Below are 25,895 nucleotides of genomic sequence, written 5' to 3'. Positions count from 1 at the left end.
ACTCGCCCGCGGGGGAAATTTCGGACTTGTCCGGACTGGTGGGCGGCGGGCTGAGTGAGAGCGAGCACCAGGACGAGATCGAGGCCCGAGAGCCGCTCGACCCGGGGGCTTCGGCGCCGGATAGCGAGTCGACCGCGGAAGCCGACACGGAGCCGGAGCCCGCAGCCGAGTTCGAGCCGGTGGCCGAGGTCGAGCCCGTGGCCGACGCCGAGCCGGAGCCCGCAGCCGAGCCCGTGGCCGACGCCGAGCCGGAGCCCGCAGCCGAGCCCGTGGCCGACGCCGAGCCGGAGCCCGTGGCCGGGGTCGATGTCGACCCGGAGCCGGATTCGGAGCTCGTGGCCGACCCCGAGATTGTGGCCGGCCCGGAGCTGGTGGCTGAGCCGGCGACCCCCGAGGTGGAGGAGGCCGACGAGCCTGTGCGCCTGGCCAAGCGGCCGCTGGGGCAGGCGCCACTGCTCGACTCGGAACCGCTTCCCGCCACGCGGCCCGGCATGCTTCGTCCGCGGCCGGCTGAGGACCTGCCGGCCGCCGAGGGGTTTTCGCTGCCCGTTCAGCGACCGGCCTTCGACATGGGGCCGGGCTCCCCGGCCGACATCGCCTGAGAGAGCCCGGCCCGGCGTACCTCTACCTGTTCAGGGTGTTGAGGAAGTTTTCCACGATCGGGACGGCCGCCTCGGCGCCCGCGCCGCCCTTCTGGACCATCACGGCGAAAGCGACGTCGCCCTGGTAGCCGATGAACCAGGAGTGGGTGTCCTTCGAGTTCTCGTCGAACTCCGCGGTACCCGTCTTGCCGTAGACCGGCTTGCCCTTCACGTCGCGCAGCGCCGTCCCGGTGCCCGAGGTGACCACCTCGCGCATCATCGTGCGGAGGGAGGCTACCGCGCCCGCGTCCAGCGGCTCGCCGTCGGCCGCCGGCTTGGCCGGTGCCGGGTCGAGCACCAGCCTGGGCTGCTTGAACTGGCCGCGGGCCACCGCCGCCGCCACGCCGGCCATCGCGACCGGGCTGACCGCCGTCGCGCCCTGCCCGAAGGTGGCGGCCGCTAGCTCGGTCGGGCTGCCGGCCGCCGAGACCTTGCCGCTGAACGCGTCGATGCCCAGGTCCCACTTGGTGCCGAGGCCGAGCGCGCTGGACGCCGACTGCAGGCCGTCGGCGCCCAGTTTCGGGGCGAGCCCGACGAACGCCGTGTTGCACGACTTCGCGTAGTCGACGTGGAACGGGACCTTGCCGAGCACCTCGCCGCCCGAGTTCTTGAACTCACGGCCGTCGACCGTCGTCGTCTTCGGGCACTCGACCACGGACCCGGCCGTGACGGCCTTCTTCTGCAGCAACCCGTACGCGGAAACGGTCTTGAAGGTCGATCCGGGCGGAACCTGCCCGGTGAGCGCGGTGTCGACCGTGCCGCCGTCGGGCCCGTTGGAGACCGCGAGCACCGACCCGTCACTGATCCGGATGGCGACCAGCGAGCTGGGCTGTTTCTGCGTGGCCAGGGCGGCGTCGGCCGCGGTCTGGGTGGCCTGGTCGATGCTGACCTTGATCGGCTTTCCGTCGACCGGCTTCGTGCTGAAGAGCTGCGTGCTGGTGACCGTGCCGTCCGCCGCCTCGCGGGCGATCACGACCGACACGCCCGACGTCCCGCGCAGCGTCGAGTCGTACCGCTGCTGAAGGCCACCATGCCCGACGATGTCACCCTGCGCGACCGCCTCGGGGTTGGCGTCGATGTCCTCGCGAGTCGCCTGGTCGGCCGTGCCGAGAAGCGCCCGGGCGAAAGCGCGGGTCGGGGCCAGGTCGCGCGTCCCCTCCTGGAAGACCGTCCCGGGCAGCGGCCGTACGGTGTCGCGGATCTTGTTGTAGTCGGGGCGACGCAGCGTGACGAGCTCGATGAAGGCGCCCGGATCGGAGTTCTTCACCCGGTCGGCAAGGTTGGACATATCGACGGTGACGTTTACCTTCTTGAACGCCGCGGCCAGGTCCTTCTGCAGTTGTGCCAAGTTTTTGATCTTCTCGGGGCTGACGCCGATCGTGACGATCTCGCGGGGCGTCACGATGGCCTTGCCCGACGCGTCCTGAATGGCCGCCCGCTTCGACGACACCCGGCGAACCGCCAGCTTGTCGCCGACCTGCAGCTCGCTCTGCACGATGGCCGGCTCCCACACGATCCGCCAGCCGTCGGTGTTCTGCTTGGTCAGGCGCACCGTGCTGTTGTACGACCAGGCGGCGCCGCCCGGCAGCGTCCAGTCCAGCTTGATCGTGCTGGAGGCGATGTCGCCGGTCGTCTTGGGATCGCCGACCGCGGTCAGCACCAGCGACTGCTTGGCCAGGTCGCCGGAGAGGGCGTGCAACTGGTCGACGACCTCGTTCGCGCTGATCTTGCCGCCGTCGGCGCTCACGAAGCCGACCGAGCTAAGGTTGCCGCTACGCCAGCCGGTCAGGAAGTCCTTGACCGTGCCGTCGGGACCGTCCTTGGAACAGGCAGCCAGGCCCGTGGCGACCAGCGTCAGCGATGCCCCGAAGGCGATCGCCCGGCGGCGGGTCAGGTCACGGCGGTCGAGCATGAGGTCCCCTCTCCGGGAAATTCCGGACGCGATGCTACGGGAGAGTAATAAACAAGCGCTCGTCCCGCCGACCCGCTTTAGGTGACGTAGAGCAAATTTGCCGCCGATCGGACCGATCCCACGACGCGTGTGATCCGGTGGAGCCGAGCCGTTCTACGCTGTGAGCGACACGTTCGAACCCACAGTGTCGTGGGTGAGGGGAGCACCAGAGCCATGGCTTTCGCCGGCGAGCCACCGTCGGAATCGGACCCGACTACCGACCCTGAGCTGGACTTATCCCAGGGCCCCGGGCTAGCCCTCACGGGCCGCCTGGGCGCCTCCGCGGATGACGGCGAGCTCGACGAGCCGCTGCCCAACGGCGAGCGCCTGGTGGCGCAGGCCGTCGAGGTGGCCGGCACCGATCATGCGACGGCGTCGCTGGTCGGCCGCTTCTGGCGCTTCGCGCCCGACGAGGAGCTGGTCGGATCCACCGCCCAGGAGATGTACGACGCGGCCGTCGCCCATCGCGAGCTGGCCGCGGTCCGGCTGCCCGGCGAGCTGAAACTGGCCATCACCCCACCGACCGGCGCCGAGTGCCACACCGTCCTGCAGATCGTCACCGACGACATGCCGTTCCTGGTCGACTCGGTGATCGCCCTGCTCACCGCGCACCAGCTGCAGGTGCACCTGCTGGTCCACCCGCTGATCGTGGTGCGCCGCGAGCCGCTGGGCGCGATGGCCGAGCTCGCCGCCGATGTCGAGCCCGACGACGCGATCGACGGCGATCTGGTGGAGAGCTGGATCCGCATCGAGATCGACCCGATCCGCCGGGACGAGGCCCGCGAGCAGCTGCACAACGAGGTCCGCCGGGTGCTGACCGACGTGCGGGACGCGGTCGAGGACTGGCCGCGGATGCGGCAGCGCGCCCTGGTGATCGCCGACGAGCTGGCCGCCGCCCGCGGCTCCGACGCCAAGCTGCCGGTGCCCGACAAGGACGTCACCGACTCGATCGAGCTGCTCAAGTGGCTGGCCCACGATCACTTCACGTTCCTGGGGTACCGCGAGTACCGCCTCGACGGCGACGTGCTCACCGCGGTCCACGGCACCGGCCTGGGCATCCTCCGCGGCGACTCGACCCCGCGCCGGCTCTCCTCGATGGCCCCCGAGGCGTACCAGCGCGCCCTCGAGAAGCGCCTGCTGGTGATCACCAAGGCCAACTCGCGGGCCACCGTGCACCGCTCGGCGTACCTCGACTACATCGGGGTCAAGACCTTCAACGACCACGGCGAGGTGATCGGCGAGCGGCGCTTCCTCGGCCTGTTCTCCAGCTCGGCCTACCGCACCAGCGTGCGCGAGCTGCCCGTGGTCAAGCGCAAGGTCATGGAGGTGCTCGACCGCTCGGGCCTGTCCCCGCGCGGCCACTCCGGCAAGGACCTCCTGCAGATCCTGGAGACCTATCCGCGCGACGAGCTCTTCCAGATCAAGACCGATGACCTGTACGAGGCGGTGATCGGTGTCCTCCGGATGGCGGGGCGCCGGCAGCTGCGGCTCTTCCTGCGCCGCGACGGTTACGGCCGCTTCATCTCGTGCCTCATCTACATGCCGCGCGACCGGTTCACCACCGGCAACCGGCTGCGCATGCAGGAGATCCTGCTCCGCGAGCTGAACGGCATCGGCGTCGACTACACGACCCGGGTCACCGAGCGGATGCTGGCCCGGATCCACTTCATCGTGCGCACCGACCCGACCGACCCGCCGGGAGTGGTCGACCCGAACGCGCTGGCCGAGCTGCTCGCCGACGCGACCCGGATGTGGGACGACGACTTCTCCCTGGTGCTCGAGCGCAAGCTCGGTGAGGAGCCGGCCCGCGAGCTGTTCAACCGGTACGCGAACGCGTACCCCGACAGCTACAAGGACGGCCACACGCCGTACGAGGGCATGCAGGACCTGGCCAAGCTCGAGCTGCTGGAGGAGGAGGGCCAGCTCGAGATGCACCTGTACCGCAAGCGTCACCCGGGCAAGGGCGGCGAGCCCGAGCCCGACGACCACGACGTGCGGTTCAAGGTCTACCGCTACGGCGAGCCGATGATGCTCTCCGCGGTGCTGCCCGTGCTGCACTCGCTCGGCGTCCAGGTCGTCGACGAGCGGCCGTACGAGATCCGCCGCGACGACGGCACGATCTACCTGTACGACTTCGGCCTGCGCCCGCCGACGGAGCACCGCGAGCTGGCCGAGGTCCGTCCCCAGGTCGAGAACGCCTTCGCGGCGGCCTGGCGGGGCGAGGCCGAGGTGGACGGGTTCAACGAGCTGGTGCTGCGGGCCGGGCTGACCTGGCGCCAGGTGGTCGTGCTCCGGGCGTACGCGAAATATCAGCGCCAGGCCGGAAGCGTCTTCTCCCAGCGGTACATCGAATCGACCTTCATCGCCTACCCGGCGATCGCCCGCCTGCTGGTGACGCTCTTCGAGACCCGGTTCTCGCCGGGGCTGCAGGCCGGCGGCGACGAGCGTTCCCGGATGGCCGACGAGATCGTCGAGCGGGTGACCGAGCTGCTCGACGAGGTGGAGAGCCTCGACCAGGACCGGATCCTGCGTTCGTACCTCACCCTGGTGCGCGCCACCCTGCGCACCAGCTTCTTCCAGCGCGGCACCGACGGCCGGCCGAAGAACTACGTGGCGTTCAAGCTCGACCCCAAGGCGATCCCCGACCTGCCCGAGCCTCGCCCGAAATACGAGATCTTCGTGTACTCGCCGCGGTTCGAGGGCGTGCACCTGCGTTTCGGCGCGGTCGCCCGCGGCGGCCTGCGCTGGTCGGACCGGCGTGAGGACTTCCGCACCGAGATCCTCGGCCTGGTCAAGGCGCAGATGGTGAAGAACGCCGTGATCGTGCCGGTGGGCGCCAAGGGCGGGTTCGTGCTCAAGCAGAAACCGGGCGACCGCGACGAGGCCGTCGAGTGCTACAAGCGGTTCATCACCGCGATGCTCGACGTCACCGACAACATCCACGCCGGCAAGATCATCCCGCCGCGGGACGTGATCCGGCACGACGGCGACGACCCGTACCTGGTGGTCGCGGCGGACAAGGGCACCGCCACGTTCTCCGACATCGCCAACGAGATCTCGGTCGCCAAGGAGTTCTGGCTCGGCGACGCGTTCGCCAGCGGCGGCTCGGCCGGGTACGACCACAAGAAGATGGGCATCACCGCGCGCGGCGCCTGGGAATCGGTCAAGAAGCACTTCCGCGACCTGGGCATCGACACGCAGAGCGAAGACTTCTCCGTGGTCGGCGTCGGCGACATGTCGGGCGACGTCTTCGGCAACGGCATGCTGCTCTCCGAGCACATCCGGCTGGTGGCCGCGTTCGACCACCGGCACATCTTCCTCGATCCCAACCCCGACCCCGCCATCTCGTACGCCGAGCGGCGGCGGCTGTTCGACCTGCCCCGCTCGTCGTGGGCCGACTACTCCCGCGAGCTGATCAGCCAGGGCGGCGGCGTCTACCCGCGCACGGCCAAGTCGATCCCGGTGACGCCGGAGGTGCGGGCCGCGCTCGACCTCGGCGACGCGACCGCGATCAGCCCGGCCGAGCTGATGAAGGCGATCCTCAAGGCGCCGGTCGACCTGCTGTTCAACGGCGGCATCGGCACCTACGTGAAGGCGGTCTCCGAGACGCACGCCGACGTCGGCGACAAGACCAACGACCCGATCCGGATCAACGGGTCGCAGCTGCGGGTCAAGGTCGTCGGCGAGGGCGGCAACCTCGGGCTCACCCAGCGCGGGCGCATCGAGTTCGCACGTGCCGGTGGGGTTCCCGGCCTTGATGGAAACAGAGTCGGCGGTCGAATTTTCACTGATTTCATCGACAACACGGCCGGCGTCGACTGCTCCGACCACGAGGTCAACATCAAGATCCTGCTGGGCGGCGCGGTCACCGAGGGCGAGCTCAGCCTGGCCGACCGGGACTCGCTGCTCGCGGCCATGACCGACGAGGTCGCCGAGCTGGTGCTGCGGGACAACTACGAGCAGGCGTCGGCGCTCGGGTCGGCCCGGGCTCAGGCCCACTCGCTGCTGCCCGTGCACCGGCGGATGCTCACCTCGCTGGAGGAGAGCGGGCAGCTCAGCCGGGAGCTCGAGGCGCTGCCCACCGACGCCGAGCTGGCGGCCCGCTACGAGGCCGGCGAAGGGCTCACGGCGCCCGAGTTCGCGGTGCTCCTGGCGTACGTGAAGATCTCTTTGGAAACCGAGGTGCTCGCCGACGAGCTGGTCGACGAGGCCTGGACGCACGACGTGCTGGCCCGCTACTTCCCGACCCCGCTGCGCGAGCGCTTCTCCGGCCGGATGGCCAAGCACCGCCTCCGTCGCGAGATCATCTCGACGGCGCTGGTCAACGAGGTGGTCAACCGCGGCGGTACGTCGTTCGTCTACCGCGCGATGGAGGAGAGCGGCGCGTCCGCGGCCGACGTCATGCGGGCGTACGTCGTGGTGCGCGAGGCGTACGGGCTGTCCGAGATCTGGGCGGCGGCCGAGGCGCTCGACAACCAGGTGCCGACCTCGGCGCAGACGCTGGTGTTCCTCGAGTCGCGGCGGCTGCTCGACCGGGCCGTCCGCTGGCTGGTCAGCACCCGCCGGTCGCCGATCGACGTGGCCGGCGAGGTCGCGAAACTGCAGCCCGGCGTGCGCGAGCTGCTGCCGCAGCTGCCGTCGGTCCTGGTCGGCATCGAGCGCCGGTCGATGGACGAGCACGTCGCCACGCTCGTCGACAAGGGCGTCCCGATGGACCTCGCCGAGCGGGTCACCTGGGCGAACTACGGTTTCGGCTTGCTCGACGTCCTGACCGCCGCGGCGGCCACGAGCCGGGACTGGCTCGAGGTGGCCCGGGTCTACTTCGTGCTCTCCGAGCGCTTCCAGATCGACCAGCTGCTGTCGCACATCTCCAAGCTGCCGCGCGGCGACCGGTGGCAGACGCTGGCCCGGATGGCGCTGCGCTACGACCTGTACGCGGCACTGGCCGCCCTCACGGTCGAGGTGCTGGAGTCGACCGAGACGACCGCGACCGCCGACGAACGTGTCTCCCAGTGGGAGCACATGAACGCGGCCTCGATCGCCCGCTGCTCGAACGCGATCGGCAACGTCGACGACACGCCCGCGGAACTGGCCGCCCTCTCGGTCCTGCTCCGCCAGATCCGCACCCTGGTGAAGACGTCAGGCGCGAGCTGAATCACGTGGCCCCGGGTCACCGGCCCGGGGCCACGTACCCCCAAGGGGTATAGGGTAGTGGCATGGAGCGGGTCATCGAGCTGGAGATCGGCGGCATGACGTGCGCGTCGTGCGCCGGCCGCATCGAGAAGAAGCTGAACCGGCTCGACGGCGTCACCGCCACGGTCAACTACGCCACGGAGAAGGCACACGCCACCGTGCCCGGCTCGCTCACCGCCCGCGACCTGATCGCCGTGGTGGAGAAGACCGGTTACACCGCGGCGGAGCCGGCCCTCAAGCGCGCGGAGAGTGCTGAAAAGCGCGATCCGCTCCGTGACCGCCTCCTGATCTCCATCGCGCTCAGTGTTCCGGTCATCGTGCTCGCGATGGTGCCGGCCTGGCAGTTCGACTACTGGCAGTGGCTGTCGCTGGTGCTCGCGGCCCCGGTCGTCGTCTACGGCGGCTGGCCGTTCCACCGGGCCGCGTTCGTCAACCTGCGGCACGGCGCGGCCACCATGGACACGCTCGTCTCGGTGGGCACGCTCGCCGCGTTCGGCTGGTCGCTGTGGGCGCTGTTCCTCGGCGACGCCGGCCCGCCCGGGATGACCCACCCGTTCTCGCTGACCGCCCGCGACGGCGACGCCATCTACCTCGAGGCGGCCGCCGGCGTCACCACGTTCCTGCTGGCCGGGCGCTATCTGGAGGCCCGCGCGAAGCGTCGCGCCGGCGACGCCCTGCGCTCGCTGCTCGAGCTGGGCGCCAAGTCGGTCACGGTGCTGCGGGACGGCATCGAGCGCGAGATCTCCGCGTCCGACCTCCGGGTCGGTGACCTTTTTCTGGTACGCCCCGGCGAGAAGGTGGCCACCGACGGGGTGGTGGCCGACGGCTCCTCGGCGCTCGACCAGAGCCTGCTGACCGGCGAGTCGGTACCGGTCGAGGTGGGCCCGGGCGACCCGGTGACCGGCGCGACCGTCAACGCCGGCGGTCGGCTCACGGTCCGCGCGACCCGGGTCGGCGCCGACACCCAGCTGGCCCAGATGGCCAAACTGGTCGAGGAGGCCCAGACCGGCAAGGCCGCCGTCCAGCGCCTGGCCGACCGCGTCGCCGCGGTCTTCGTCCCCGTCGTGATCGCCCTGGCCATCGCCACGCTCGGCTTCTGGCTGGGCACCGGCGGCGGCGCCACGGCCGCCTTCACCGCGGCCGTGGCCGTGCTGATCATCGCCTGCCCCTGCGCGCTCGGCCTGGCCACCCCGACCGCGCTGCTGGTCGGCACCGGTCGCGGCGCCCAACTCGGCATCCTGATCCGGGGCGTCGAGGCCCTCGAGTCGACCCGCCGCGCGAACACGATCGTCCTCGACAAGACCGGCACGGTGACCACCGGCCGCATGTCGGTGATCGCCGCCGTGGCCCACGACCCCGACGACCTCCTACGCCTGGCCGGCGCGGTCGAGGCGGCCTCGGAGCACCCCCTGGGCCGCGCGATCACCGCCGCGGCCCGCGAGAACGGCGCGCTGCCCCCGGTCACCGACTTCCACGCCACCGCCGGCGTGGGCGTGCGCGGCCGGGTCGAGGGCCGCCTCGTCGAGATCACAGCCGGCCGGCCCGCGGATCTCCTGTCCCCGGGCGAGCCGCCGACCGTGCCGATGTTCGAGGTGGTCCCGATCGGGTCCGAGACCCCGGCTTCGCCGGTGCTGTCGGCGGCGACCTGGGTCGAGGTCCGCGTCGACGGCTCGGCCCGGGGGTGGCTCGCTCTCGCCGATGCCGTACGCCCCAGCAGCGCCCCCGCGATCGCCGCCCTGCGCCGCCTCGGTCTCGAGCCGATGCTGGTCACCGGCGACGCGCCCGGCGTCGCCGAGGCTGTGGCGGCCGAGGTGGGCATCACCGAGGTCTTCGCCGGCGTCCTGCCCGCCGGCAAGGTCGACGTGGTGAAGCAGCTCCAGTCGGAGGGCCGGGCCGTGGCGATGGTCGGCGACGGCGTCAACGACGCGGCGGCCCTGGCCCAGGCCGATCTGGGCCTGGCGATGGGCGCCGGCACGGACGTGGCCATCCAGGCGTCCGACCTGACCCTGGTCCGCGACGACCTGACCGCGGCCGTCGACGCGGTGCGTCTCTCCCGCCGCACGCTGGCCGTCATCCGCGGCAACCTGTTCTGGGCCTTCGCCTACAACGTGGCGGCGATCCCCCTCGCGGCGGCGGGCCTGCTGAACCCGATGATCGCCGGCGGCGCGATGGCCCTGAGCTCGATCTTCGTGGTCCTCAACAGCCTGCGCCTGCGGAACTTCCGGCGGGCGGCCATGACGAGTTGAGAAAGGCGTGAGCCGGGCCGCGCGAGACTGCTCCCGTAGTCCCGCGCTGCCCGGCTCACCGTCTTCGTCGCGAGGGCTCGGACCGGTCCCGAAGTCCGAGTCCCCGCAACATCCCCAGACCCACCTGCGGACATAACGCTACGTGCCGGCTGAGCAGGCCCGGAAGCTCTCCGTGGGCAAATTGGCCGTTCGGCTAGCCCAATTTAGGCGACAGATCCGGAAATATCTGGGCAGAGACCCCTTTAGCCCGCCACGGAGTTACGCAGGGTGAGGTAGTCGATTTCTTACCGTCGGTGATCAATCGTCCCGGCGGACGGTCTCGATCAGGGCGAGGATCTGCCGCAGGGCCGGCCGTAGCACCCGCAGCCGCGAGAGCGACACCAGCCGGTCGATCAGCGGCACGGCGCCGTCGATCAGCCGCCGCGTCCGCCGCTGCTCGGGCGACTTGTCGTACACCCAGAAGAGGATCACGCCCATCCAGCCGAGCCAGAGCAGCTCGGGCAGTTCCTTGCGCAGCTCGGGATCGAGCTTGGCGGACGACCCCTCGATCACGTCCCGGAAGATCGCGATGGACGCGTCCCGGGCCGGCGACGACTCGCGGGAGAACGGGCTCAGCGGCGACGACGGCTCGGCCGCGGTCTTGAAGAACGTCGCCGCGAACGAGTGGTACGGCGCGTTCACGTCGATCCCCGCGTGCAGCACCCCGCGCAGCCGCGCCGCGAAGTCCTTCTCGTCGGCCAGCACCTGCTCGGCCGACGCGCGGTGCGCCGCCTGGTTCCGGTCGTAGAACCCCTGGATCAGGTGTTCCTTGGAGTCGAAGTAGTAGTACGCGTTGCCGACCGCGACCCCCGCCTCCTTGGCGATCGCCCGCATGGTCGTTTCCGCGTACCCCCGCTCCCGGAACAGCCGCAGCGCCGTCTCGAGGATCAGCTGCCGCGTCTGCTCCCCGCGAGCCCGGCGCGCGGGCCCGGGGGCCGGCGGCTCGCCCGGGTCAGTGGCAGCGGTCGTCACATTGGTCACCGTAGTCCGCCACCACCGGCCCCGAGGGCCCGGGCGAGCGGGTCGACTCCCGCACCGCCGAGGCCGCCGCGATGAACCGCCGGGCGGCCGGCAGCAGCCGCGGCGACGAGAGCCGCTCCGCCGTCGCCCGATAGTCCGCCAGCGCCCACAGGCAGGCGAGCCAGGCCCCGTCCCCGACGTAGTAGGCGCCGTCGTCCGCGATCACCGTGAGATCCCGCAGCGTCGCCGCGTGATCGAGCCCCGGGAACCGCCGCCGCGCCTCGGCCGACCCCGCCGCCACGAACGTCAGCGGCACGAGCTGCGCCCGGCCGGCCAGCCACCGCCGCGCCGTCCGGCACAGCGGGCACCCCTCGTCGAAGAGGACCGTGAAGGCCCCGACCCGGCCGGCCCCGTGTCCGGCCGGGTCGAGGAGGCCGTCGCTCACGCCCGAGCCGGCGGGGGCATCTGCGGCGGCATCGGCGGATGCATCGGAAGCCGGCCGGCGGGCGGCAGCGGCGGCTGTCCGTGCTGCTGGCGCAGACGACCGCGCCGGTACCGGCCGAGGAAGTAGACGTTGCAGAAGTGCAGGACGCCGAGGACCAGCAGCACGAGCCCGATCTTCATGGAGAGCGTCTCGAGCGCTTCGCTGGCGTTGTCCACCTGCGCGCCCGACCGCATCGCGAACGCCACGTAGCCGAGGTTGAGCAGGTAGAAGCCCATCACGAGCAGCTGGTTGACCGCCCGGGCGAGCCGCTCGTCGTCGAAGACGTCGGCCAGGAACACCAGCCCGTTGCGGGACAGCGTGGTCGCCACCCACACGGTCAGCCCGATGCTGACCGCGAGGTAGAGCAGGTACATCCAGACCTTGGGGTCCATCGGGCCGCCCTTCTCGAACATGTTCAACTTCCGTCCCGGCCAGCGTAGGACATCAACTTGAACGCGTTCAAGCTATGTGACGAGAACCGCTACAGCCCGAGCGCCTCGGTGGCGGCACGACCGTTCGCGAGGCTGGCCCCGTGCGTCGTGACGAACGCCCGCGAACCCGCCGGACGCCACGACGACGGCCAGCCCATCTCCACCACCCCGACCGGATGCGCCGCGGCCAGCGCCTCGATCAGCGAGCGACTCGCGGGGGAGCGGTGCAGGTGCCGCCCGACCACGAGGATCGGCCGCCCATCCGCCTTCGCCACCAGCGACGATGCCGAGGCCGCCGCCGCGACCACCTCCACCTGCTCGGTCCCGTTCAGGTGCGGTCCCAGCCCCCACGGCACCCGCCCCTCGGCGATCGAGTGCCCGGCCACGATCTGCACCACCAGCGGCCGGTCGAGATCCACGAGTGATCCCTCGACCCGCACGGCCCGCCTCGCGGCATCAACCCCCAGGCTCGCGTCGTGGTCGCCCTCGGCGCGGGGAGTCGCGCTCCACGTCGCCATTTTTGCCGTACGGGACACTGCGTCCTCGAGGCGTCCCAGTGACAGATGCCCCTCCCGTACGGCATCGGTGATCTCGTCAGCGACGGCCGTGACGAGGTCGAGGTCCACCTGCGCCCCGATGCACAGCAGGTCAGCCCCCGCCGCCAGCGCCCGGACCGCGGCCGGCGCGATGCCACCGGCCGCCAGTGCCGCGCCCTTCATCTCGAGCGCGTCGGTCACCACCACGCCCTCGAAGCCGTACTCCCCGCGCAGCAACCCCGTCAGCGCGGCCGGGCTGAACGTGGCCGGATCGTCCCCGGTCAGCGACGGCACCCGGATGTGCGCCGACATGATCGACTGCACGCCCGCGCCCACCACCGCGGCGAACGGCGGCAGGTCCCGCTCCCGCAGCAGCTCCAGGGGCGCGTCCACGGTGGGCAGCTCGAGGTGGGAGTCGGCGAGCGTCGCCCCGTGCCCCGGGAAGTGCTTGGCGCACGCCGCCACCCCGGCCGACTGCAGCCCGGTCACCGCGGCGGCCGCGTGCCGCGCCACCAGCCGCGGCGACGCCCCGAACGACCGGGTCCCGATGATCGGGTTGTCGTCGGCCGTGTTCACGTCGACGGTCGGCGCCAGGTCCAGGTTGATACCGCTGTCGGCGAGGTCCGACCCGATCGCCGCGTACACCCGCGCGGTGAGCTCGGGATCGTCGACCACGCCGAGCGCCGCGTTCCCGGGATAGGGGCTGCCGGTCCGATGCCCCAGCCGGGTGACGTCGCCGCCCTCCTCGTCGATCGCGATCAGCACGTCGGGCCGGGCCGTCCGCAGCTCCGCGGTCAGCGCGGCGACCTGCGCCGGCGACACGATGTTGTACCCGAACAGGGTGTGGCCGGCCAGCCCCTCGCCGAGCAGGTCGAGTGCCCAGCCCGGGGCTCGCTCGCCGGGAAAAGCGGCGAGCAGGGTGCCGAGGGCGAGGCGGCGCAGCCCGTGGTCGTTCGCCATGATGTCCTTCCGGTGACGCAACTCTGGCTCTTGAGGCCCGCGAGCTGCCATGATCGCTCCGAGTCGATGGCGTGTGCCGCGCTCGGCAACGCTGCCGACGGTTACGCTGCGGCTACGACTTCGGGGGCTCGTAAGCTAATAGGAAACAATCCTAAATACTAGGGGACGTCAACATGGCCGCGACCCGCCTTCCGGGCACACCCCGGCTGCTGCGCGCACTCAACGATCGCGCGGCGCTGGAGTTGCTGCTCGCCCGAGGCCCGCTGACCCGCGCCCAGCTCGGCGAGATGACCGGTCTCAGCAAGGTCACCGCCTCCCAGCTCGTGGAGCGCCTCGAGCAGCGCGGTCTCGTGCGCCGCGTCGGCGAGCAGGCCGGCGGCCGCGGTCCGAACGCGCAGCTGTACGCGGTGACTCCCGGTAGCGCCCACGTGATCGGCGTCGACGTCGGCCCCGAGCGGGTCGTGGCCGCCTGCGCCGACATCACCGGCGCGATCGTGAGCCGGGTCGAGCAGTCCACCAGGGACACCGACGACCCGGTCGGCGTGGTGCACAACGCGGTGGTCCAGGCCGCCACCGAGGCCGGCACCGACATGAGCTCGGTGCGCCGGGTCGTGCTCGGCACCCCGGGCCTGGTCGACCCGGAGACCGGTGAGATCTCCTTCGCCTGGGACCTGCCCCGCTGGCACCGCGGCCTGCTCGACGATCTGCGCCGCGACCTGAGCACCCCGGTCGTCTTCGGCAACGACGTGAACCTGGCCGCGATCGCCGAGCAGAGCACCGGCGCGGCCAAGGGCGCCACCGACTTCGTGCTGATCTGGATCGGCCGCGGCGTCGGCCTGGCCAGCGTCATCGGCGGCAAGCTGCACCAGGGCGCGACCGGCGCGGCCGGCGAGATCGGCTACCTGGCGGTGTCCGGCGCCGAGGTGCCCCGCCACCAGGGGAAGCGGTCGCAGAAGGGCGGCGTGCGCGGCGGCTTCCAGACCGTCGCCGGCGCCGACGCGGTCAAGGCGATCGGCAAGAAGTACGGCTTCCGCGGCAGCGAGGCCTCCGACGTGATCCGCTCGGCGGTCGCCGCGGGCGAGGCCGGCGACCAGGTGCTCGACGAGCTGGCCGAGCGGCTGGCCCTCGGCGTCGCGGCCACCTGCGTGGTCCTCGACCCGCCGCTCGTGGTGCTGGCCGGCGAGGTCAGCCAGGCCGGCGGTCCCGGCCTCGCCGAGCGCGTCGAGCGGGAGGTGGCGGCCATCACTCTCGTCTCCCCGAAGGTGGTCATCACGGGTGTCGAGTCGGAGCCCGTGCTGCACGGCGCCCTGCATACGGCCCTCGACGCCGTACGGGATGAGGTCTTTGGGTCGACCACCGGGTGACCGGAGTGCGCGTGATTGGATAGTGCCGTGCTCGAACCAGCAGTGCGTATCCCGCCTCACGACGACACCGTCATCGCCTTCGACCGCGTCAGCGTGATCCGGAGTGGCAACTTTCTGGTCCGCGGCCTCTCCTGGCAGGTGGAGCTCGACGAGCGGTGGGTGATTCTCGGGCCGAACGGCGCCGGCAAGACGACGCTGCTCAACCTCGCCTCGGCCCGGCTGCACCCGTCCCGCGGCACGGCGTACGTGCTGGGCGAGCGCCTCGGCCGCACCGACGTCAACGAGCTGCGCACCCGCATCGGACTGTCCACCGGCCAGTTCGGCGAGCGGGTGCCGCCCACCGAGCGGGTGCTCGACGTGGTGGTCACCGCGGCCTGGTCGGTGGTGGGCCGCTGGCGCGAGGAGTACGACCCGATGGATCTCGTGCGGGGCCGGCAGCTGCTCGAGCAACTCGGCATGGGCGCGCTGGTCGAGCGCGAGTTCGGCACGCTCTCCGAGGGCGAGCGCAAGCGCACGCTGATCGCCCGTGCGCTGATGACCGACCCCGAGCTGATGCTGCTCGACGAGCCGTCGGCCGGCCTCGACCTGGGCGGCCGGGAGGACCTGATCGGCCGCCTCACCGAGCTGGCCCTCGACCCCGACTCGCCGGCCATGGTGCTGGTCACCCACCACGTCGAGGAGATCCCGCCCGGCTTCACGCACGGCATGCTGCTGCGCGAGGGCACGATCGTGGCGGCCGGTCCGCTCGGCGAGGTGATGACCGCCGACAACCTCACCAAGACCTTCGGCGTCGCCCTGCAGGTCGACCGCTTCGGCGACCGCTTCACGGCGCGGGCGGCGTAGGCCCATGGCTCCGCGGATCGTGGTGGCGGGCAGCGCCAACATGGACCTGGTCGGCGTGGCCGAGCGCCTGCCGCTGCCCGGCGAGACCGTGCTCGGCGACGACTTCCTGATGATGGCTGGCGGCAAGGGCGCCAACCAGGCGATCGCCGCGGCCCGGGCCGGCGGCGACGCGGTGTTCCTCGGCGCGATCGGCTCCGACTCGTTCGGCGTGACCCTCAACGCCCGCCTCGCCGCGGCCGGCGTCGACACCGCCCATGTCCGCACCACCTACGGCGCCTCCGGGGTCGCCGTGATCATGGTGGACCGGGCCGCGGAGAACTCCATCCTGGTCGCCCCCGGCGCCAACAGCACGTTCCGCGACCTCACCGAGGCCGAGGAAGGGGTCATCGCGAGCGGCGACGTGCTGCTCTGCCAGCTGGAGATCCCGATCGAGACGGTCACCGCCGCCTGCCGCGCCGCCCGCGCCGCCGGCACCCGCACGATCCTCAACGCCGCCCCGGCCCGCGAGCTGCCGGCCGACCTGCTGGCGAACGTCGACCTGCTGGTGGTGAACGAGGTCGAAGCGCAGACCATCACCGGTTCCGCGGCGCCCGACATGGCCGCGCTGCTGGCCCTGGTTCCCCGGGTGGTGATGACCCTGGGCGGCGCCGGCTCCCGCTACGCCGAGCGCGACGGCCGCGACGAGCAGGTCCCGGCGTTCCCGGTCGAGGCCACCGACACCACCGCGGCCGGCGACGCTTTCACCGCCGCGCTCGCCGTCGCCTGGGGCGAGGGCCGCGACCTGATGGAGGCGGTCCGCTGGGCCAACGCGGCCGGCGCCGCCTGCGTCCGCAAGCTCGGCGCCTCGAGCTCCGTCCCCACCCGCGCCGAGATCGACGAGCTGTACAACGGCTAGTTCCGGGCCTGGTTGACGAAGCGGCTCACCTCGGCCCGCAGCACCTCGGCCAGCTGGGACAGGCCGTCGGTTCCGTGCCCGCCGTCCACCGCGACCGCGATGCCGCTGGTCAGCCCGCTCATCTCCCGGATGCTGTCGGTGACCTTCTCCAGCACGGCGATGGCGTCGGCTGCCACCTCCTGCACCTTGTTGACGTGCCCCATGATCTCGCCGCTCGAGCCGCTGGTCTTGTCGGCCAGCGACTTGACCTCGCCCGCCACCACGCTGAAGCCGAGCCCGGCCTTGCCGGCCCGGGCCGCCTCGATGGTGGCGTTCAGCGCGAGCAGCCGGGTCTGCTTGGCCACCTGATTGATCAGGTCGACCGCGCTGAGGATCTGGTCGGCCGCCGTGCGCAGCGAGGTCACCGTCTCGAGCCCGTGCTCGGCCTCGGCCACCGCGGCCCGGGCGAAGTCGGCCAGTCCGTTCGCCGAGGCGCCCATCTCGGTGGCGGCGGTGGCCACCTGCTCGGAGACCCGCAGCACCGCGTGTTCGAGCTCGTCCGCGAGCGCTATCCGAGCCGCGTCCGCCGCGGCAAGGCGGTCGGCACCGCGGCTCATCTCCTCGATCGAGGCGGAGATCTGCTCGGCCGCGTCCCGGTACGCGCCGCGCAGGCCCCGGGTGAGGATCCGCCGGTGGAACCGGCCCTCGGCGGCGGCGGCCGAGGCGGCGCCGGCCTCGCGGACGAACGCGTCGCTCATGTCGAGCATCGTGTTGATCGCCTTCCGGCACTCGGCCGCGACGGCCGACTCGCCCAGCGGCGGGATACGAGCCTCCAGGTCGCCGGCCGCCGCCCGGTCGCACACCGCGGCGATGACCCGCAGCACCTCATCCACTGGTGACCGCCCAGACGAACTCGTCGTACGTCCGGTCGCCCAGCTCGTCCTCCAGCGCCTGCCATCCGGCCTCGACCGCCGCCGGGGTCGAGCCGGCCCGGCTCTCCGCCGTCCGCACCCGGTCGTAGACCCGCCGGACCGCGGCGACGGCGGACGTCTCGGGCCGCCGCCGGTTCGAGTGGTAGCCGACGTGCCGGCCGTGGGCGTCGCGCGAGGGCGTGACGTGCGCGAACACCCAGTAGTGCGCACCGTCGGTGGCGAGGTTCAGCACGTATGCGAACATCTCCTGCCCCTGGCCGATGGTGTCCCAGAGCAGCTTGAACACGGCCCGGGGCATGTCCGGGTGCCGGATGACGTTGTGCGGCTGCCCGACGGCCTCGGCCTCGGTGAGCGCCGAGATGCGCAGGAAGACCTCGTTGGCGTACGTGATGATCCCGCGCGGGTCGGTCTTGGTGACGATGATCTCGTCGGTCCCGAACGTGCGCTCGATCCCGGTCGGGCGGATGTGCGTGGCTCGCATGATGGTGTCGATCGTCGCGAACCGCCGGGTCCCGCGCGGGCCGAACGCCGGAATCAGCGGGCGACGCGGCGCGCCCAGAGCACCAGCGGCACCTGCAGCGGCAGCCGCCCGTAGGCGATGGCCCGCTTGGCCGGCGACGCGTGCCGCCAGTCGACGGCCATCTTGACGTTGGCCGGGAAGACGCCGACGAACAGCGCCGCCGCGGCCCGGCCACCGAGCCGCCGGGTGCGCGGGCAGGCGACCGCCGCGGCCACCGCGAGCTCGGCCGCACCGCTGAGATACGTCCAGGTGCGCGGCGAGCCGGGCAGCGACCGCGGCACGATCGAGTCGTACGGCTTGGGCGTGAGAAAGTGCAGCACCCCGGAGGTGGCCAGCAACCCGGCGAGACCCGCGGCTTCCCTGTTCATGAGCCCGGATACTACTAGCGAGTAACCCTCGTCGGCTCCAACGCGCGCTGCAGGGCGCGGTAGATCCGGCCGAACCGCGCCGCGTCCGCCGTGCGCAGCAGCAGGACGTCGCCCTGCCGGGTGCGTCCCCAGATCTCCCGCTGCCGGCTGCCCCGGTCGTACGAGCGGTCCACCCGCTCGAGCAGCACGTCGGCCAGGGGTGCCGCGGCCAGTCCGACCAGCACGCCACCGCCGATCAGCCCGGCCGTCACCGCGACCGGAGCGTGCGCCACCAGGGCGACCGCCACACCGAGCGCGCCGATCAGGATCGGCAGCAGCATCGCCACGCCGAGAGCGCCACGTCCGGCGATCGTCGTCCATGACCGGCGGCTCGAGCTGTGCCACACCTGGCGGAGCTCCGCCAGCGCGTAGTCACGGCCGTTCATCCGGACTCCGGTCGACGTGATCCAGACCTCGCCGTCCCGGTAGTAGGTGGTCATTTACTCTCCGTACCCGTCGTAGGCTCTCGCATAACCCAACACTCGAGGAGGCGTGTTTCGTGGGCGAGTTCGTGACGCTGGAGATCACCGACGGCATCGGCACCATCCGGCTCGACCGGCCCCCGATGAACCCTCTCAACACCCAGGTACAGGAAGAGCTTAGAGAGGCCGCGCATTCCGCCGCCGGCTCCGAGGAGGTCAAGGCGGTCATCGTGTACGGCGGCGAGAAAGTCTTCGCGGCCGGCGCCGACATCACCGAGTTCACCGAGCTCTCCTACCGTGACATGGCACTTCGGTCCGGTGCGCTCTCCGGCGCGTTCGACTCCGTGGCCCAGATCCCCAAGCCGGTAGTGGCGGCAATCACGGGGTACGCGCTCGGCGGCGGCTGCGAGCTGGCCCTCGCCTGCGACTGGCGGGTGGTGGCCGACGACGCCAAGCTCGGCCAGCCCGAGATCCGCCTGGGCCTGATCCCGGGCGCCGGCGGCACCCAGCGGCTGGCCCGGCTGGTCGGCCCGGCCCGCGCCAAGGATCTGGTCTTCTCGGGCCGCATGGTCGACGCCGAGGAGGCGCTGCGCATCGGCCTGGCCGACCGGGTCGCGCCGGCCGCCGAGGTCTACGCGACCGCCGAGGCGATGGTCCGCCCGTACGTGACCGGACCGTCGATGGCCCTGCGCGCCGCGAAGCAGGCGATCGACGGCGGACTGAGCCTGGATCTCGCCTCGGGACTGGCCCTGGAATCGCAGCTTTTCGCCGCTCTGTTCGCGACCGAGGACCGGGTCGAGGGCACGACCGCGTTCGTGGCGAAGCGTAAGCCCACATTTACGGGGCGCTGATGCTCGCTTCCATCGATCACGTGCCATAAAGTCCGTCGATGTGGAATCGTTATCCGCCACGCGCCCGGTGCGCCGCATCGTGCGCGTGGCGGTCGCCCTGGTCGTGGGCCAGGCGCTGCTCTGCGCGCTGATCGGCTGGCTGACGCTGGGCCACGCGAACGACTCCGGCCCGCCGGTGGACGCGATGGCCGCGCCGCCGGCCCTGCCCTCGACGTCCGTGCCCTCGCCGGCCGTCACCAGCCGTTACGTCCCGCCGCCCGCGACGACGGTCCCGCCCGCGGCGCCCACGAAGAGGAAGCGCACCACCGACCGTAAGCCCGAGGCTCCGGCCGCGACACGTGCGCCCACGCCGTCCGCCCACCCGCCGGCCCCGGCTCCCGCGGTCGTGCCGCCGCTGCCGGTCCCGACGATCGTGGTGACCACCACGACTCCGGGATCGGCCCTGGTCCCGCCGCTGCCGAAGCCGCCCGAGACGCCTGCGGTGGTGGCCGGCCCAGTTACCGTGGGCGATCTCTGCACGCCCGTGGGCGCGTACGCGTTCACCGCCGACCACACGCTCGTTCGCTGTACGCGCGCGTGGCATCACCGAGCGCGCTGGAAGATCGTCTAGGGGACGGGACCCCCTAGACTCTCCGTCATGGCCACTGACCCTGGGGGCCTGAAGCGGCACGCCCTCGGCGTCGACTTCGGGACGTCCAACACCGTCGCGGTGGCGCGCTGGCCCGACGGCCGCGCCCGCCCGATCCTGGTCGACGGCTCGCCCCTGCTGCCCTCGGCCGTCTATGCCGAGCCCGGCGGCGCCCTGGCCGTGGGCCGCGACGCCGTGCACAGCGCCCGCATCGACCCGGCCCGATTCGAGCCCAACCCCAAGCGGCGGATCGACGACGGCACGGTCCTGCTCGGCGAGCAGGAGTACGAGGTCGTCGACCTGATCGCCGGGGTGCTGGCCCGGGTCGCCGAGGAGTGGCACCGCGCGGTCGGCCCGGTGCGCCCCGAGACCACCCTGACCTGCCCGGCCACCTGGGGAGCCGCCCGCCGCGGCCTGCTCGCCGAGGCCGCCGCCCGGGCCGGGCTCGAGGGCGCCCGCCTGGTCGCCGAGCCGGTCGCGGCCGCCACCTACTTCGCCGAGGTGCTCGGCCGGGACGTGCCGATCGGCTCGGTCGTGGTCGTGCACGACTTCGGCGCCGGCACCTTCGACGCCAGCGTGGTCGCCCGCACCGCCTCCGGCTTCGAGGTCATGGCCGTCGACGGCCGCGACGACATCGGCGGCCTCGACGTGGATGCCGCGATCGTCGAGCACCTGCGCACCGACGAGTGGCAGCGCCTGCTCGAGCCGACGACGCTCGAGGAGCGCCGTGCCCGCCGCCAGCTCTGGGACGACGTGCGGATCGCCAAGGAGCGGCTGTCCCGCGCCCAGACCGCCGACTTCGTGGTGCCGCTGCTCGACACCGAGGCCCACCTGACCCGCGACGAGCTCGAGAAACTGGCCCGCCCGGTGCTCGATCAGACGGTGCGGGTCACCAAGGGCCTGCTCCGCTGGGCCGACCTGCCGGAGGGACGGCTGGCCGGGGTGTTCCTGGTCGGCGGTGCGAGCCGGATCCCGCTGGTCGCCACCCTGCTGCACCGCGAGCTGGGCGAGGCGCCCGTGGTGATCGAGCAGCCCGAGCTGGTGGTGGCCGAGGGCAGCATCCTGGCCGACGCGGCGTTGCTGACGACCGCTCCGGCGGCGCCCGGGCCCACCGCCGAGCTGCGGCTGGTGTCCCAGGGGCGGGCCGAGTCGGAGACGGTACGGGTCGCTTCGGTCGGGCCGCCGCCGCACATCCCCGGCACGACCGGGTTGCAGCCGGCCGTCGATCCGTGGCCCGACGCCGATCCGGGACACTGGGTGCCCGATCCCCACGCGACGGTCGCCACCGCGAAGCCTCGGTTCGACGGTGCTCCCCCCGTACGGGCAAAGCAAGCAGCACCACCGACGAGAGACACCCGGCCGATGTCGCCGGTGAAGGCAACCAGCCGGCCCGTTTCTCCGCCGCCACAGGCGGCACCGCGCGTGATCTCGCCGCCGACGCCGCCACCACGCACCCGGGTCGCGCCTCCGGCGAAAGTAGCCAAGCGCAGGCCGCGTCGCCGGCGCGGCCGATTCGTGCGCGCGCTGCAGATCATGCTGAGCATCGTCGTGATGATTGCGGTGCCGCTCGCCGCGCTGCTGGTGGCCTACGGTTACGGCAACGGCGATTCGTTGACCGTCGACGCCGAGAACCTGGTGCGGGACATCCGGAGCCTGCTCGGTATCTGAGAGAGATTCACCTTTTCGGTACTGACCGGTAACGTGCTGGCGACAGCCACGGCGACGGAGGCGGGCATGGCGGAAGTGATCGAGGGACACGGCGGCGACCTGGCGCTGGCCGCGCTGCGGGCATTCGGCGTGCGGGAGATGTTCACGCTCTCCGGTGGGCACGTCTTCCCGCTCTACGACGCCGCTCACAAGGAAAACTTCCCGATCTTCGACGTACGCCACGAGCAGAGCGCCGTGTTCGCGGCCGAGGCCGTCGCCAAGCTGCAGCGGCGCCCGGGCCTGGCCGTCCTCACCGCCGGCCCCGGCGTCACCAACGGCATATCCGGCCTGACCAGCGCGTTCTTCAACGCCTCGCCGGTGCTCGTGCTCGGGGGCCGGGCGCCGCAGTTCCGCTGGGGCTCGGGCAGCCTGCAGGAGTTCGACCACGTGCCGCTGGTCGCCCCGATCACCAAGTACGCGGGCACGGTCACCGACACCAATGCGATCGCCGGCGAGATCCGCGCGGCGCTCACCTCGGCGCTGACCCCGCATCGCGGGCCGGCCTTCCTCGACCTGCCGCTCGAGGTGTTCTTCTCCAGCGGCGAAGCGGCCGCCCCGGGAGATCCTGCCGTTCCTCTTCTCGAGGCCGACCCGACGGATGTCGCGCAAGCCGCCGCGCTCCTGGCCGGCGCCGCCCGTCCGGTGATCATCGCGGGGTCGGACGTTTGGGCCGGCGACGCGATCTCCGCCCTGCGGGAGGCGGCCGAGGCGCTGCAGGTTCCGGTGTTCACCAACGGGATGGGCCGGGGAGCGCTGCCGCCCTCGCACCCGCTCGCCTTCGCCAAGGCGCGCCGGCCGGCCCTCAACGAGGCCGACGTGGTCTGCGTGATCGGGACGCCGCTCGACTTCCGGCTCGGCTTCGGCGAGTTCGGCGAGGCGCAGGTCGTGCACATTGTGGACGCGCCGTCGCAGCGGGCCTCGCATGTGACGCCCACCGTGTCGCCGGCCGGTGACCTCCGCCGGATTTTAACCGAAATTTCGGGATATGGTGGCGAGGTTGTTGATCACGCTGAGTGGATCGCGGGTCTGCGCTCGGCCGAGGACGCCGGCAAGGCCCGCGACGCCGAGGCGATGGCCGCCGACACCGACCCGATCAAGCCGGCCCGCATCTACGGCGAGCTGCGCAAGGTCCTGGCGGCGGACGCGGTGACGATCGGCGACGGCGGCGACTTCGTCTCCTACGCGGGGCGGTACCTCGAGCCCGCCCAGCCCGGCACCTGGCTCGACCCCGGGCCGTACGGCTGTCTCGGCACCGGCATGGGCTACGCGATGGGGGCCCGGGTCACCTACCCCGACCGGCAGATCTGCGTGCTGCTCGGCGACGGCGCGGCCGGCTTCTCCCTGATGGACGCCGAGTCGCTGGTCCGGCAGAACCTCCCGGTCGTCATGGTGGTCGGCAACAACGGCATCTGGGGGCTCGAGAAGCACCCGATGAACGCCATGTACGGCTACGACGTGGCCGCCGACCTGCAGCCCGGCCTGCGCTACGACGACGTGGTGCGCGCGCTCGGCGGGGCCGGCGAGACCGTCGAGAAGGCGTCGGAGATCGGCCCGGCGCTGGCCCGCGCGTTCGACGCGGGCGTGCCGTACCTGGTCAACGTGCTGACCGACCCGGCCGACGCCTACCCTCGCAGCTCCAACCTGGCCTGATCAGTCAGTCGTCGTCGTGGTTGTTGTTGAAGTCCTTCTCCCACTGGGCGAGCGTCTCGCGGTCACGGCGGGACTGCTCGGTGTCCATCGAGCGGAGGAACTCGGGATCGTCGTCCGGTGAGGACGGGCGCGACTTGGTCCGGCGGATCGGCGCGCCCTCCCGCGGCGCGGCCTGCGGTCTGCCCCACAGAAAGTACGAGATCGGCCCCAGCAGCGGGATCAGCAGGACGAGCAGCACCCACACCGCACGGGGCGCGTTACGGACCCGCTCGGCCGACAACACGCTGATCAGCGCCAGCACAAAGAGGACCAGCTGCACGGCAGCCAGGAAGATGAACAACCGGACCATACGGCAATGATGACTCGGCGTCGCTCATCCGGCGACGATCAGAGCATGACAACCAGCCCGCCGAGGACCGCGAGCGCCGCCGCGAGCATCGCGTAGGCGGGAATCGCCCGGCGACCGGGCTGCGGCGGGAGGGAACGCAGGCCGTACGAGCGGCGGTAGGCGATGGCGATCAGGGCCACCCAGGCGGCCATCGCGGCCGCGGCGACCAGCCAGGCGAGCAGGCCGGCGTCGGGGCGGAAGGCGGGGCGGGCGGCGAGCAGGCCGACGGCGGTCGCCGAGAGGCCGGTGCGGCGCCAGGCCAGGCGGGTGCGCTCCGCGGAGGCGCCGTGATCACCGGTCTCCGGGCCTCCTCTCATTCGGCGGCCTTGATGAGTACGGCCACCGCGAGGAGCAGCGCGCCGGCCGCCACGATCAGGGCGAGGATCGCCGGGAACTTCGACCCCGGCAGCTCCTGCCCGAGCCGCATGGCCCGCTCGGTGCGCGCCCAGTGGTCGACCGCTCGCAGCGCGACCACGGCGCCGAGCAGCAGCAGCGCGATCGCGATGATCTCCCGCAGGTGGGCGACCGACAGCGGGGGAAGGAACTGCGCGCAGGCCAGCCCGCCGGCGATCAGTGCCAGCCCGGTGCGGATCCAGGCCAGGAAGGTGCGCTCGTTGGCCAGGGAGAACCGGTAGTCGGGGGTGCGGCCGACGGTCGGTTGCTTCTCGGGGTCGAACCACTGCCGCAGCGCTCCGAACACCGGTTGATTATCGACCGCAGAGGTCAAGAAGGCTCGCCCCAGATCATGCGGACTTCGTCACTGACACAGTGCTCCCGCAGATTGCCGCAGCGGCACCACGGCCAATCGGGACTGATCTGCCCGTGGGAGTTGGCCGCGATGGTCATCGGCCGTGGTGGAGTATGAGTGGCGGGCGTGGTGCGCCCGTCGAACAGCGGAGCGATTTGGCCGGACATATCGCGACACCTCCTAGGCCCATCATGGTGAGGCGTGTCACTTTGGGTGGCGCTCACGGCAAATCTACTGGCGGGTAACCTTCGGGGTGCACAGCTGTGTTCATTACAGGAGGTCGTAGGAGCGCGATGAATATCGTCGTTTTGGTGAAGCAGGTGCCCGACTCCGGTGCTGAGCGCACGCTGGGTGCGGATTTTGCGGTGGAGCGGGTGTCGGCGAACAACGTCATCAATGAGATGGATGAGTACGCCATTGAGGAGGCCTTGAAGATCAAGGAGGCCGGTGGTGGTGAGGTGACGATTCTGACCATGGGTCCGGCCACGGCGGCGGAGGCGATCCGTAAGGCTCTGTCGATGGGGCCGGACAAGGCGGTTCACGTGCAGGATGATGCCCTGCACGGCTCGTGTGCGGTGGGTACGTCGAGGGTGCTGGCTGCGGCGCTGGGGACGTTGAACGCGGATTTGATCATTTGTGGTGCGGAGTCGACGGATGGCCGGGTGCAGGTGATGCCGCACATGCTGGCCGAGCGGTTGGGGATCGCGGCGTTGACCGGTGCCCGCAAGTTGACGGTTGATGGGTCGCAGTTGACGGCGGAGCGGCAGACCGATGAGGGCTATGAGGTGGTCACGGCGGTTACGCCGGCGGTGGTGAGTGTGTGGGACACGATCAACGAGCCGCGGTATCCGTCGTTCAAGGGGATCATGGCGGCGAAGAAGAAGCCGGTGCAGACCCTGTCGCTGGCCGATCTGGGTGTGGACGCGNGTGAGGTNGGNNCNGCCGGNGCGACCAGNCNGGTGCTGGAGTTCGCTGCCCGCCCGGCNCGNTCCGCGGGGCAGAAGGTCACGGATGAGGGTGATGGCGGCGCTCTGCTGGTGTCGTATCTGGCCGCCGAGAAGTTTGTCTGAGAGGGGTTTTCGTCATGGCTGAGGTTGTGGTCGTCGTCGAGGCCTCTGCG

Annotated in this window: 22 protein-coding genes and 1 pseudogene; 11 read left to right on the top strand and 12 right to left on the bottom strand. The window is 71.7% G+C overall.

Going from position 1 to position 25,895, the window contains the following annotated elements; genetic code table 11:
• Positions 1-602: pseudogene (locus A3CQ_RS61485) on the top strand (hypothetical protein); the annotation flags it as partial.
• A 22-nt stretch (positions 603-624) separates the two neighbouring features.
• Here A3CQ_RS61485 and A3CQ_RS0144210 read toward each other — a convergent pair.
• Positions 625-2,553, bottom strand: a complete 1,929-nt coding sequence (locus tag A3CQ_RS0144210; protein WP_020517394.1) for a penicillin-binding transpeptidase domain-containing protein — start codon at positions 2,551-2,553, stop codon at positions 625-627.
• Between the two features lie 213 nt (positions 2,554-2,766).
• On the opposite strand from A3CQ_RS0144210, the gene A3CQ_RS0144205 reads away from it, so the two are divergent.
• Both A3CQ_RS0144205 and A3CQ_RS0144200 read left to right on the top strand, forming a co-directional pair.
• Positions 2,767-7,746, top strand: a complete 4,980-nt coding sequence (locus A3CQ_RS0144205; protein WP_020517393.1) for an NAD-glutamate dehydrogenase — start codon at positions 2,767-2,769, stop codon at positions 7,744-7,746.
• A gap of 62 nt (positions 7,747-7,808) precedes the next feature.
• Entirely contained in the window at positions 7,809-10,031 is a 2,223-nt protein-coding gene (locus A3CQ_RS0144200; RefSeq protein WP_020517392.1) for a heavy metal translocating P-type ATPase, read from the top strand.
• Between the two features lie 297 nt (positions 10,032-10,328).
• Here the strand turns inward: A3CQ_RS0144200 and A3CQ_RS0144195 are convergent, their stop codons facing one another.
• The 4 genes from A3CQ_RS0144195 to A3CQ_RS0144180 form a co-directional block, all read right to left on the bottom strand.
• Positions 10,329-11,042, bottom strand: coding sequence for a TetR/AcrR family transcriptional regulator (locus A3CQ_RS0144195; protein ID WP_020517391.1), 714 nt, complete (start codon positions 11,040-11,042; stop codon positions 10,329-10,331).
• Positions 11,023-11,475, bottom strand: coding sequence for a thiol-disulfide oxidoreductase DCC family protein (locus A3CQ_RS56195; RefSeq protein WP_020517390.1), 453 nt, complete (start codon positions 11,473-11,475; stop codon positions 11,023-11,025). Before A3CQ_RS56195 ends, A3CQ_RS0144195 begins: the two co-directional genes overlap by 20 nt.
• On the bottom strand, positions 11,472-11,927 hold the full coding sequence (locus tag A3CQ_RS0144185) for a hypothetical protein (RefSeq protein WP_020517389.1): 456 nt from the start codon (positions 11,925-11,927) through the stop codon (positions 11,472-11,474). The genes A3CQ_RS56195 and A3CQ_RS0144185 overlap by 4 nt, the downstream gene beginning before the upstream one ends.
• 68 nt (positions 11,928-11,995) lie before the next feature.
• Complete coding sequence (locus tag A3CQ_RS0144180) at positions 11,996-13,441, bottom strand: glycoside hydrolase family 3 protein (protein WP_020517388.1); 1,446 nt, start codon at positions 13,439-13,441, stop codon at positions 11,996-11,998.
• A gap of 173 nt (positions 13,442-13,614) precedes the next feature.
• On the opposite strand from A3CQ_RS0144180, the gene A3CQ_RS0144175 reads away from it, so the two are divergent.
• The 3 genes from A3CQ_RS0144175 to A3CQ_RS0144165 are packed head-to-tail and all read left to right on the top strand — an operon-like array spanning position 13,615 to position 16,543.
• On the top strand, positions 13,615-14,805 hold the full coding sequence (locus A3CQ_RS0144175; RefSeq protein ID WP_020517387.1) for an ROK family transcriptional regulator: 1,191 nt from the start codon (positions 13,615-13,617) through the stop codon (positions 14,803-14,805).
• Between the two features lie 27 nt (positions 14,806-14,832).
• A complete protein-coding gene (locus A3CQ_RS0144170; RefSeq protein ID WP_245577642.1) occupies positions 14,833-15,648 on the top strand; it encodes an ABC transporter ATP-binding protein in 816 nt (271 codons plus the stop codon).
• A 4-nt stretch (positions 15,649-15,652) separates the two neighbouring features.
• Positions 15,653-16,543 (top strand): ribokinase, encoded by an 891-nt coding sequence (locus A3CQ_RS0144165; protein WP_020517385.1) that lies wholly within the window; start codon positions 15,653-15,655, stop codon positions 16,541-16,543.
• On the opposite strand, the gene A3CQ_RS0144160 is transcribed toward A3CQ_RS0144165, so the two are convergent.
• The 4 genes from A3CQ_RS0144160 to A3CQ_RS0144145 are packed head-to-tail and all read right to left on the bottom strand — an operon-like array spanning position 16,540 to position 18,821.
• Positions 16,540-17,415, bottom strand: a complete 876-nt coding sequence (locus A3CQ_RS0144160) for a methyl-accepting chemotaxis protein (RefSeq protein WP_020517384.1) — start codon at positions 17,413-17,415, stop codon at positions 16,540-16,542. The genes A3CQ_RS0144165 and A3CQ_RS0144160 overlap by 4 nt on opposite strands.
• Entirely contained in the window at positions 17,408-17,935 is a 528-nt protein-coding gene (locus A3CQ_RS0144155; RefSeq protein WP_020517383.1) for a PAS domain-containing protein, read from the bottom strand. The genes A3CQ_RS0144160 and A3CQ_RS0144155 overlap by 8 nt, the downstream gene beginning before the upstream one ends.
• A 53-nt stretch (positions 17,936-17,988) precedes the next feature.
• A complete protein-coding gene (locus tag A3CQ_RS0144150; protein ID WP_026206877.1) occupies positions 17,989-18,342 on the bottom strand; it encodes a DoxX family protein in 354 nt (117 codons plus the stop codon).
• Between the two features lie 14 nt (positions 18,343-18,356).
• The gene (locus A3CQ_RS0144145; protein WP_020517381.1) at positions 18,357-18,821 is read right to left on the bottom strand and encodes a DUF6232 family protein; all 465 of its coding nucleotides are present in this window, start codon (positions 18,819-18,821) and stop codon (positions 18,357-18,359) included.
• A gap of 59 nt (positions 18,822-18,880) precedes the next feature.
• On the opposite strand from A3CQ_RS0144145, the gene A3CQ_RS0144140 reads away from it, so the two are divergent.
• The 4 genes from A3CQ_RS0144140 to A3CQ_RS0144125 all read left to right on the top strand — a co-directional run bounded on the left by A3CQ_RS0144140 (position 18,881) and on the right by A3CQ_RS0144125 (position 23,639).
• Positions 18,881-19,654, top strand: a complete 774-nt coding sequence (locus A3CQ_RS0144140; protein ID WP_020517380.1) for an enoyl-CoA hydratase/isomerase family protein — start codon at positions 18,881-18,883, stop codon at positions 19,652-19,654.
• Positions 19,655-19,694: 40 nt separating this feature from the next.
• On the top strand, positions 19,695-20,264 hold the full coding sequence (locus A3CQ_RS0144135) for a hypothetical protein (protein WP_157297094.1): 570 nt from the start codon (positions 19,695-19,697) through the stop codon (positions 20,262-20,264).
• Positions 20,265-20,291: 27 nt separating this feature from the next.
• Positions 20,292-21,950, top strand: coding sequence for an Hsp70 family protein (locus A3CQ_RS63855; protein ID WP_020517379.1), 1,659 nt, complete (start codon positions 20,292-20,294; stop codon positions 21,948-21,950).
• A 66-nt stretch (positions 21,951-22,016) separates the two neighbouring features.
• A complete protein-coding gene (locus A3CQ_RS0144125) occupies positions 22,017-23,639 on the top strand; it encodes an acetolactate synthase (protein ID WP_020517378.1) in 1,623 nt (540 codons plus the stop codon).
• Between the two features lie 4 nt (positions 23,640-23,643).
• Here A3CQ_RS0144125 and A3CQ_RS0144120 read toward each other — a convergent pair whose 3' ends face one another.
• Genes A3CQ_RS0144120 through A3CQ_RS0144110 form a run of 3 tightly spaced genes read right to left on the bottom strand, consistent with a single transcriptional unit; the run spans position 23,644 to position 24,727 of the window.
• Positions 23,644-23,988, bottom strand: coding sequence for a PLDc N-terminal domain-containing protein (locus A3CQ_RS0144120; RefSeq protein ID WP_020517377.1), 345 nt, complete (start codon positions 23,986-23,988; stop codon positions 23,644-23,646).
• Between the two features lie 38 nt (positions 23,989-24,026).
• On the bottom strand, positions 24,027-24,344 hold the full coding sequence (locus A3CQ_RS0144115) for a DUF202 domain-containing protein (RefSeq protein ID WP_020517376.1): 318 nt from the start codon (positions 24,342-24,344) through the stop codon (positions 24,027-24,029).
• Positions 24,341-24,727, bottom strand: a complete 387-nt coding sequence (locus tag A3CQ_RS0144110) for a YidH family protein (RefSeq protein ID WP_020517375.1) — start codon at positions 24,725-24,727, stop codon at positions 24,341-24,343. The genes A3CQ_RS0144115 and A3CQ_RS0144110 overlap by 4 nt, the downstream gene beginning before the upstream one ends.
• Positions 24,728-25,068: 341 nt before the next feature.
• On the opposite strand from A3CQ_RS0144110, the gene A3CQ_RS0144105 reads away from it, so the two are divergent.
• A complete protein-coding gene (locus tag A3CQ_RS0144105) occupies positions 25,069-25,845 on the top strand; it encodes an electron transfer flavoprotein subunit beta/FixA family protein (RefSeq protein ID WP_020517374.1) in 777 nt (258 codons plus the stop codon).
• Positions 25,846-25,895 lie beyond the last annotated feature (50 nt).

The organism is Paractinoplanes globisporus DSM 43857 (assembly GCF_000379645.1).
Taxonomy (GTDB): domain Bacteria; phylum Actinomycetota; class Actinomycetes; order Mycobacteriales; family Micromonosporaceae; genus Actinoplanes; species Actinoplanes globisporus.
The sequence above is the reverse complement of the archived record's forward strand: the minus strand, read 5'-3'. Positions and strand labels throughout refer to the sequence as shown.

Coding starts and splice junctions, on each gene's coding strand:
- A3CQ_RS0144210 (WP_020517394.1), bottom strand. CDS start 2,553: ATGCTCGACCGCCGTGACCTGACCCGCCGCCGGGCGATCGCCTTCGGG.
- A3CQ_RS0144205 (WP_020517393.1), top strand. CDS start 2,767: ATGGCTTTCGCCGGCGAGCCACCGTCGGAATCGGACCCGACTACCGAC.
- A3CQ_RS0144200 (WP_020517392.1), top strand. CDS start 7,809: ATGGAGCGGGTCATCGAGCTGGAGATCGGCGGCATGACGTGCGCGTCG.
- A3CQ_RS0144185 (WP_020517389.1), bottom strand. CDS start 11,927: ATGTTCGAGAAGGGCGGCCCGATGGACCCCAAGGTCTGGATGTACCTG.
- A3CQ_RS0144180 (WP_020517388.1), bottom strand. CDS start 13,441: ATGGCGAACGACCACGGGCTGCGCCGCCTCGCCCTCGGCACCCTGCTC.
- A3CQ_RS0144175 (WP_020517387.1), top strand. CDS start 13,615: ATGGCCGCGACCCGCCTTCCGGGCACACCCCGGCTGCTGCGCGCACTC.
- A3CQ_RS0144165 (WP_020517385.1), top strand. CDS start 15,653: ATGGCTCCGCGGATCGTGGTGGCGGGCAGCGCCAACATGGACCTGGTC.
- A3CQ_RS0144155 (WP_020517383.1), bottom strand. CDS start 17,935: ATGCGAGCCACGCACATCCGCCCGACCGGGATCGAGCGCACGTTCGGG.
- A3CQ_RS0144150 (WP_026206877.1), bottom strand. CDS start 18,342: ATGAACAGGGAAGCCGCGGGTCTCGCCGGGTTGCTGGCCACCTCCGGG.
- A3CQ_RS0144145 (WP_020517381.1), bottom strand. CDS start 18,821: ATGACCACCTACTACCGGGACGGCGAGGTCTGGATCACGTCGACCGGA.
- A3CQ_RS63855 (WP_020517379.1), top strand. CDS start 20,292: ATGGCCACTGACCCTGGGGGCCTGAAGCGGCACGCCCTCGGCGTCGAC.
- A3CQ_RS0144125 (WP_020517378.1), top strand. CDS start 22,017: ATGGCGGAAGTGATCGAGGGACACGGCGGCGACCTGGCGCTGGCCGCG.
- A3CQ_RS0144120 (WP_020517377.1), bottom strand. CDS start 23,988: ATGGTCCGGTTGTTCATCTTCCTGGCTGCCGTGCAGCTGGTCCTCTTT.
- A3CQ_RS0144115 (WP_020517376.1), bottom strand. CDS start 24,344: ATGAGAGGAGGCCCGGAGACCGGTGATCACGGCGCCTCCGCGGAGCGC.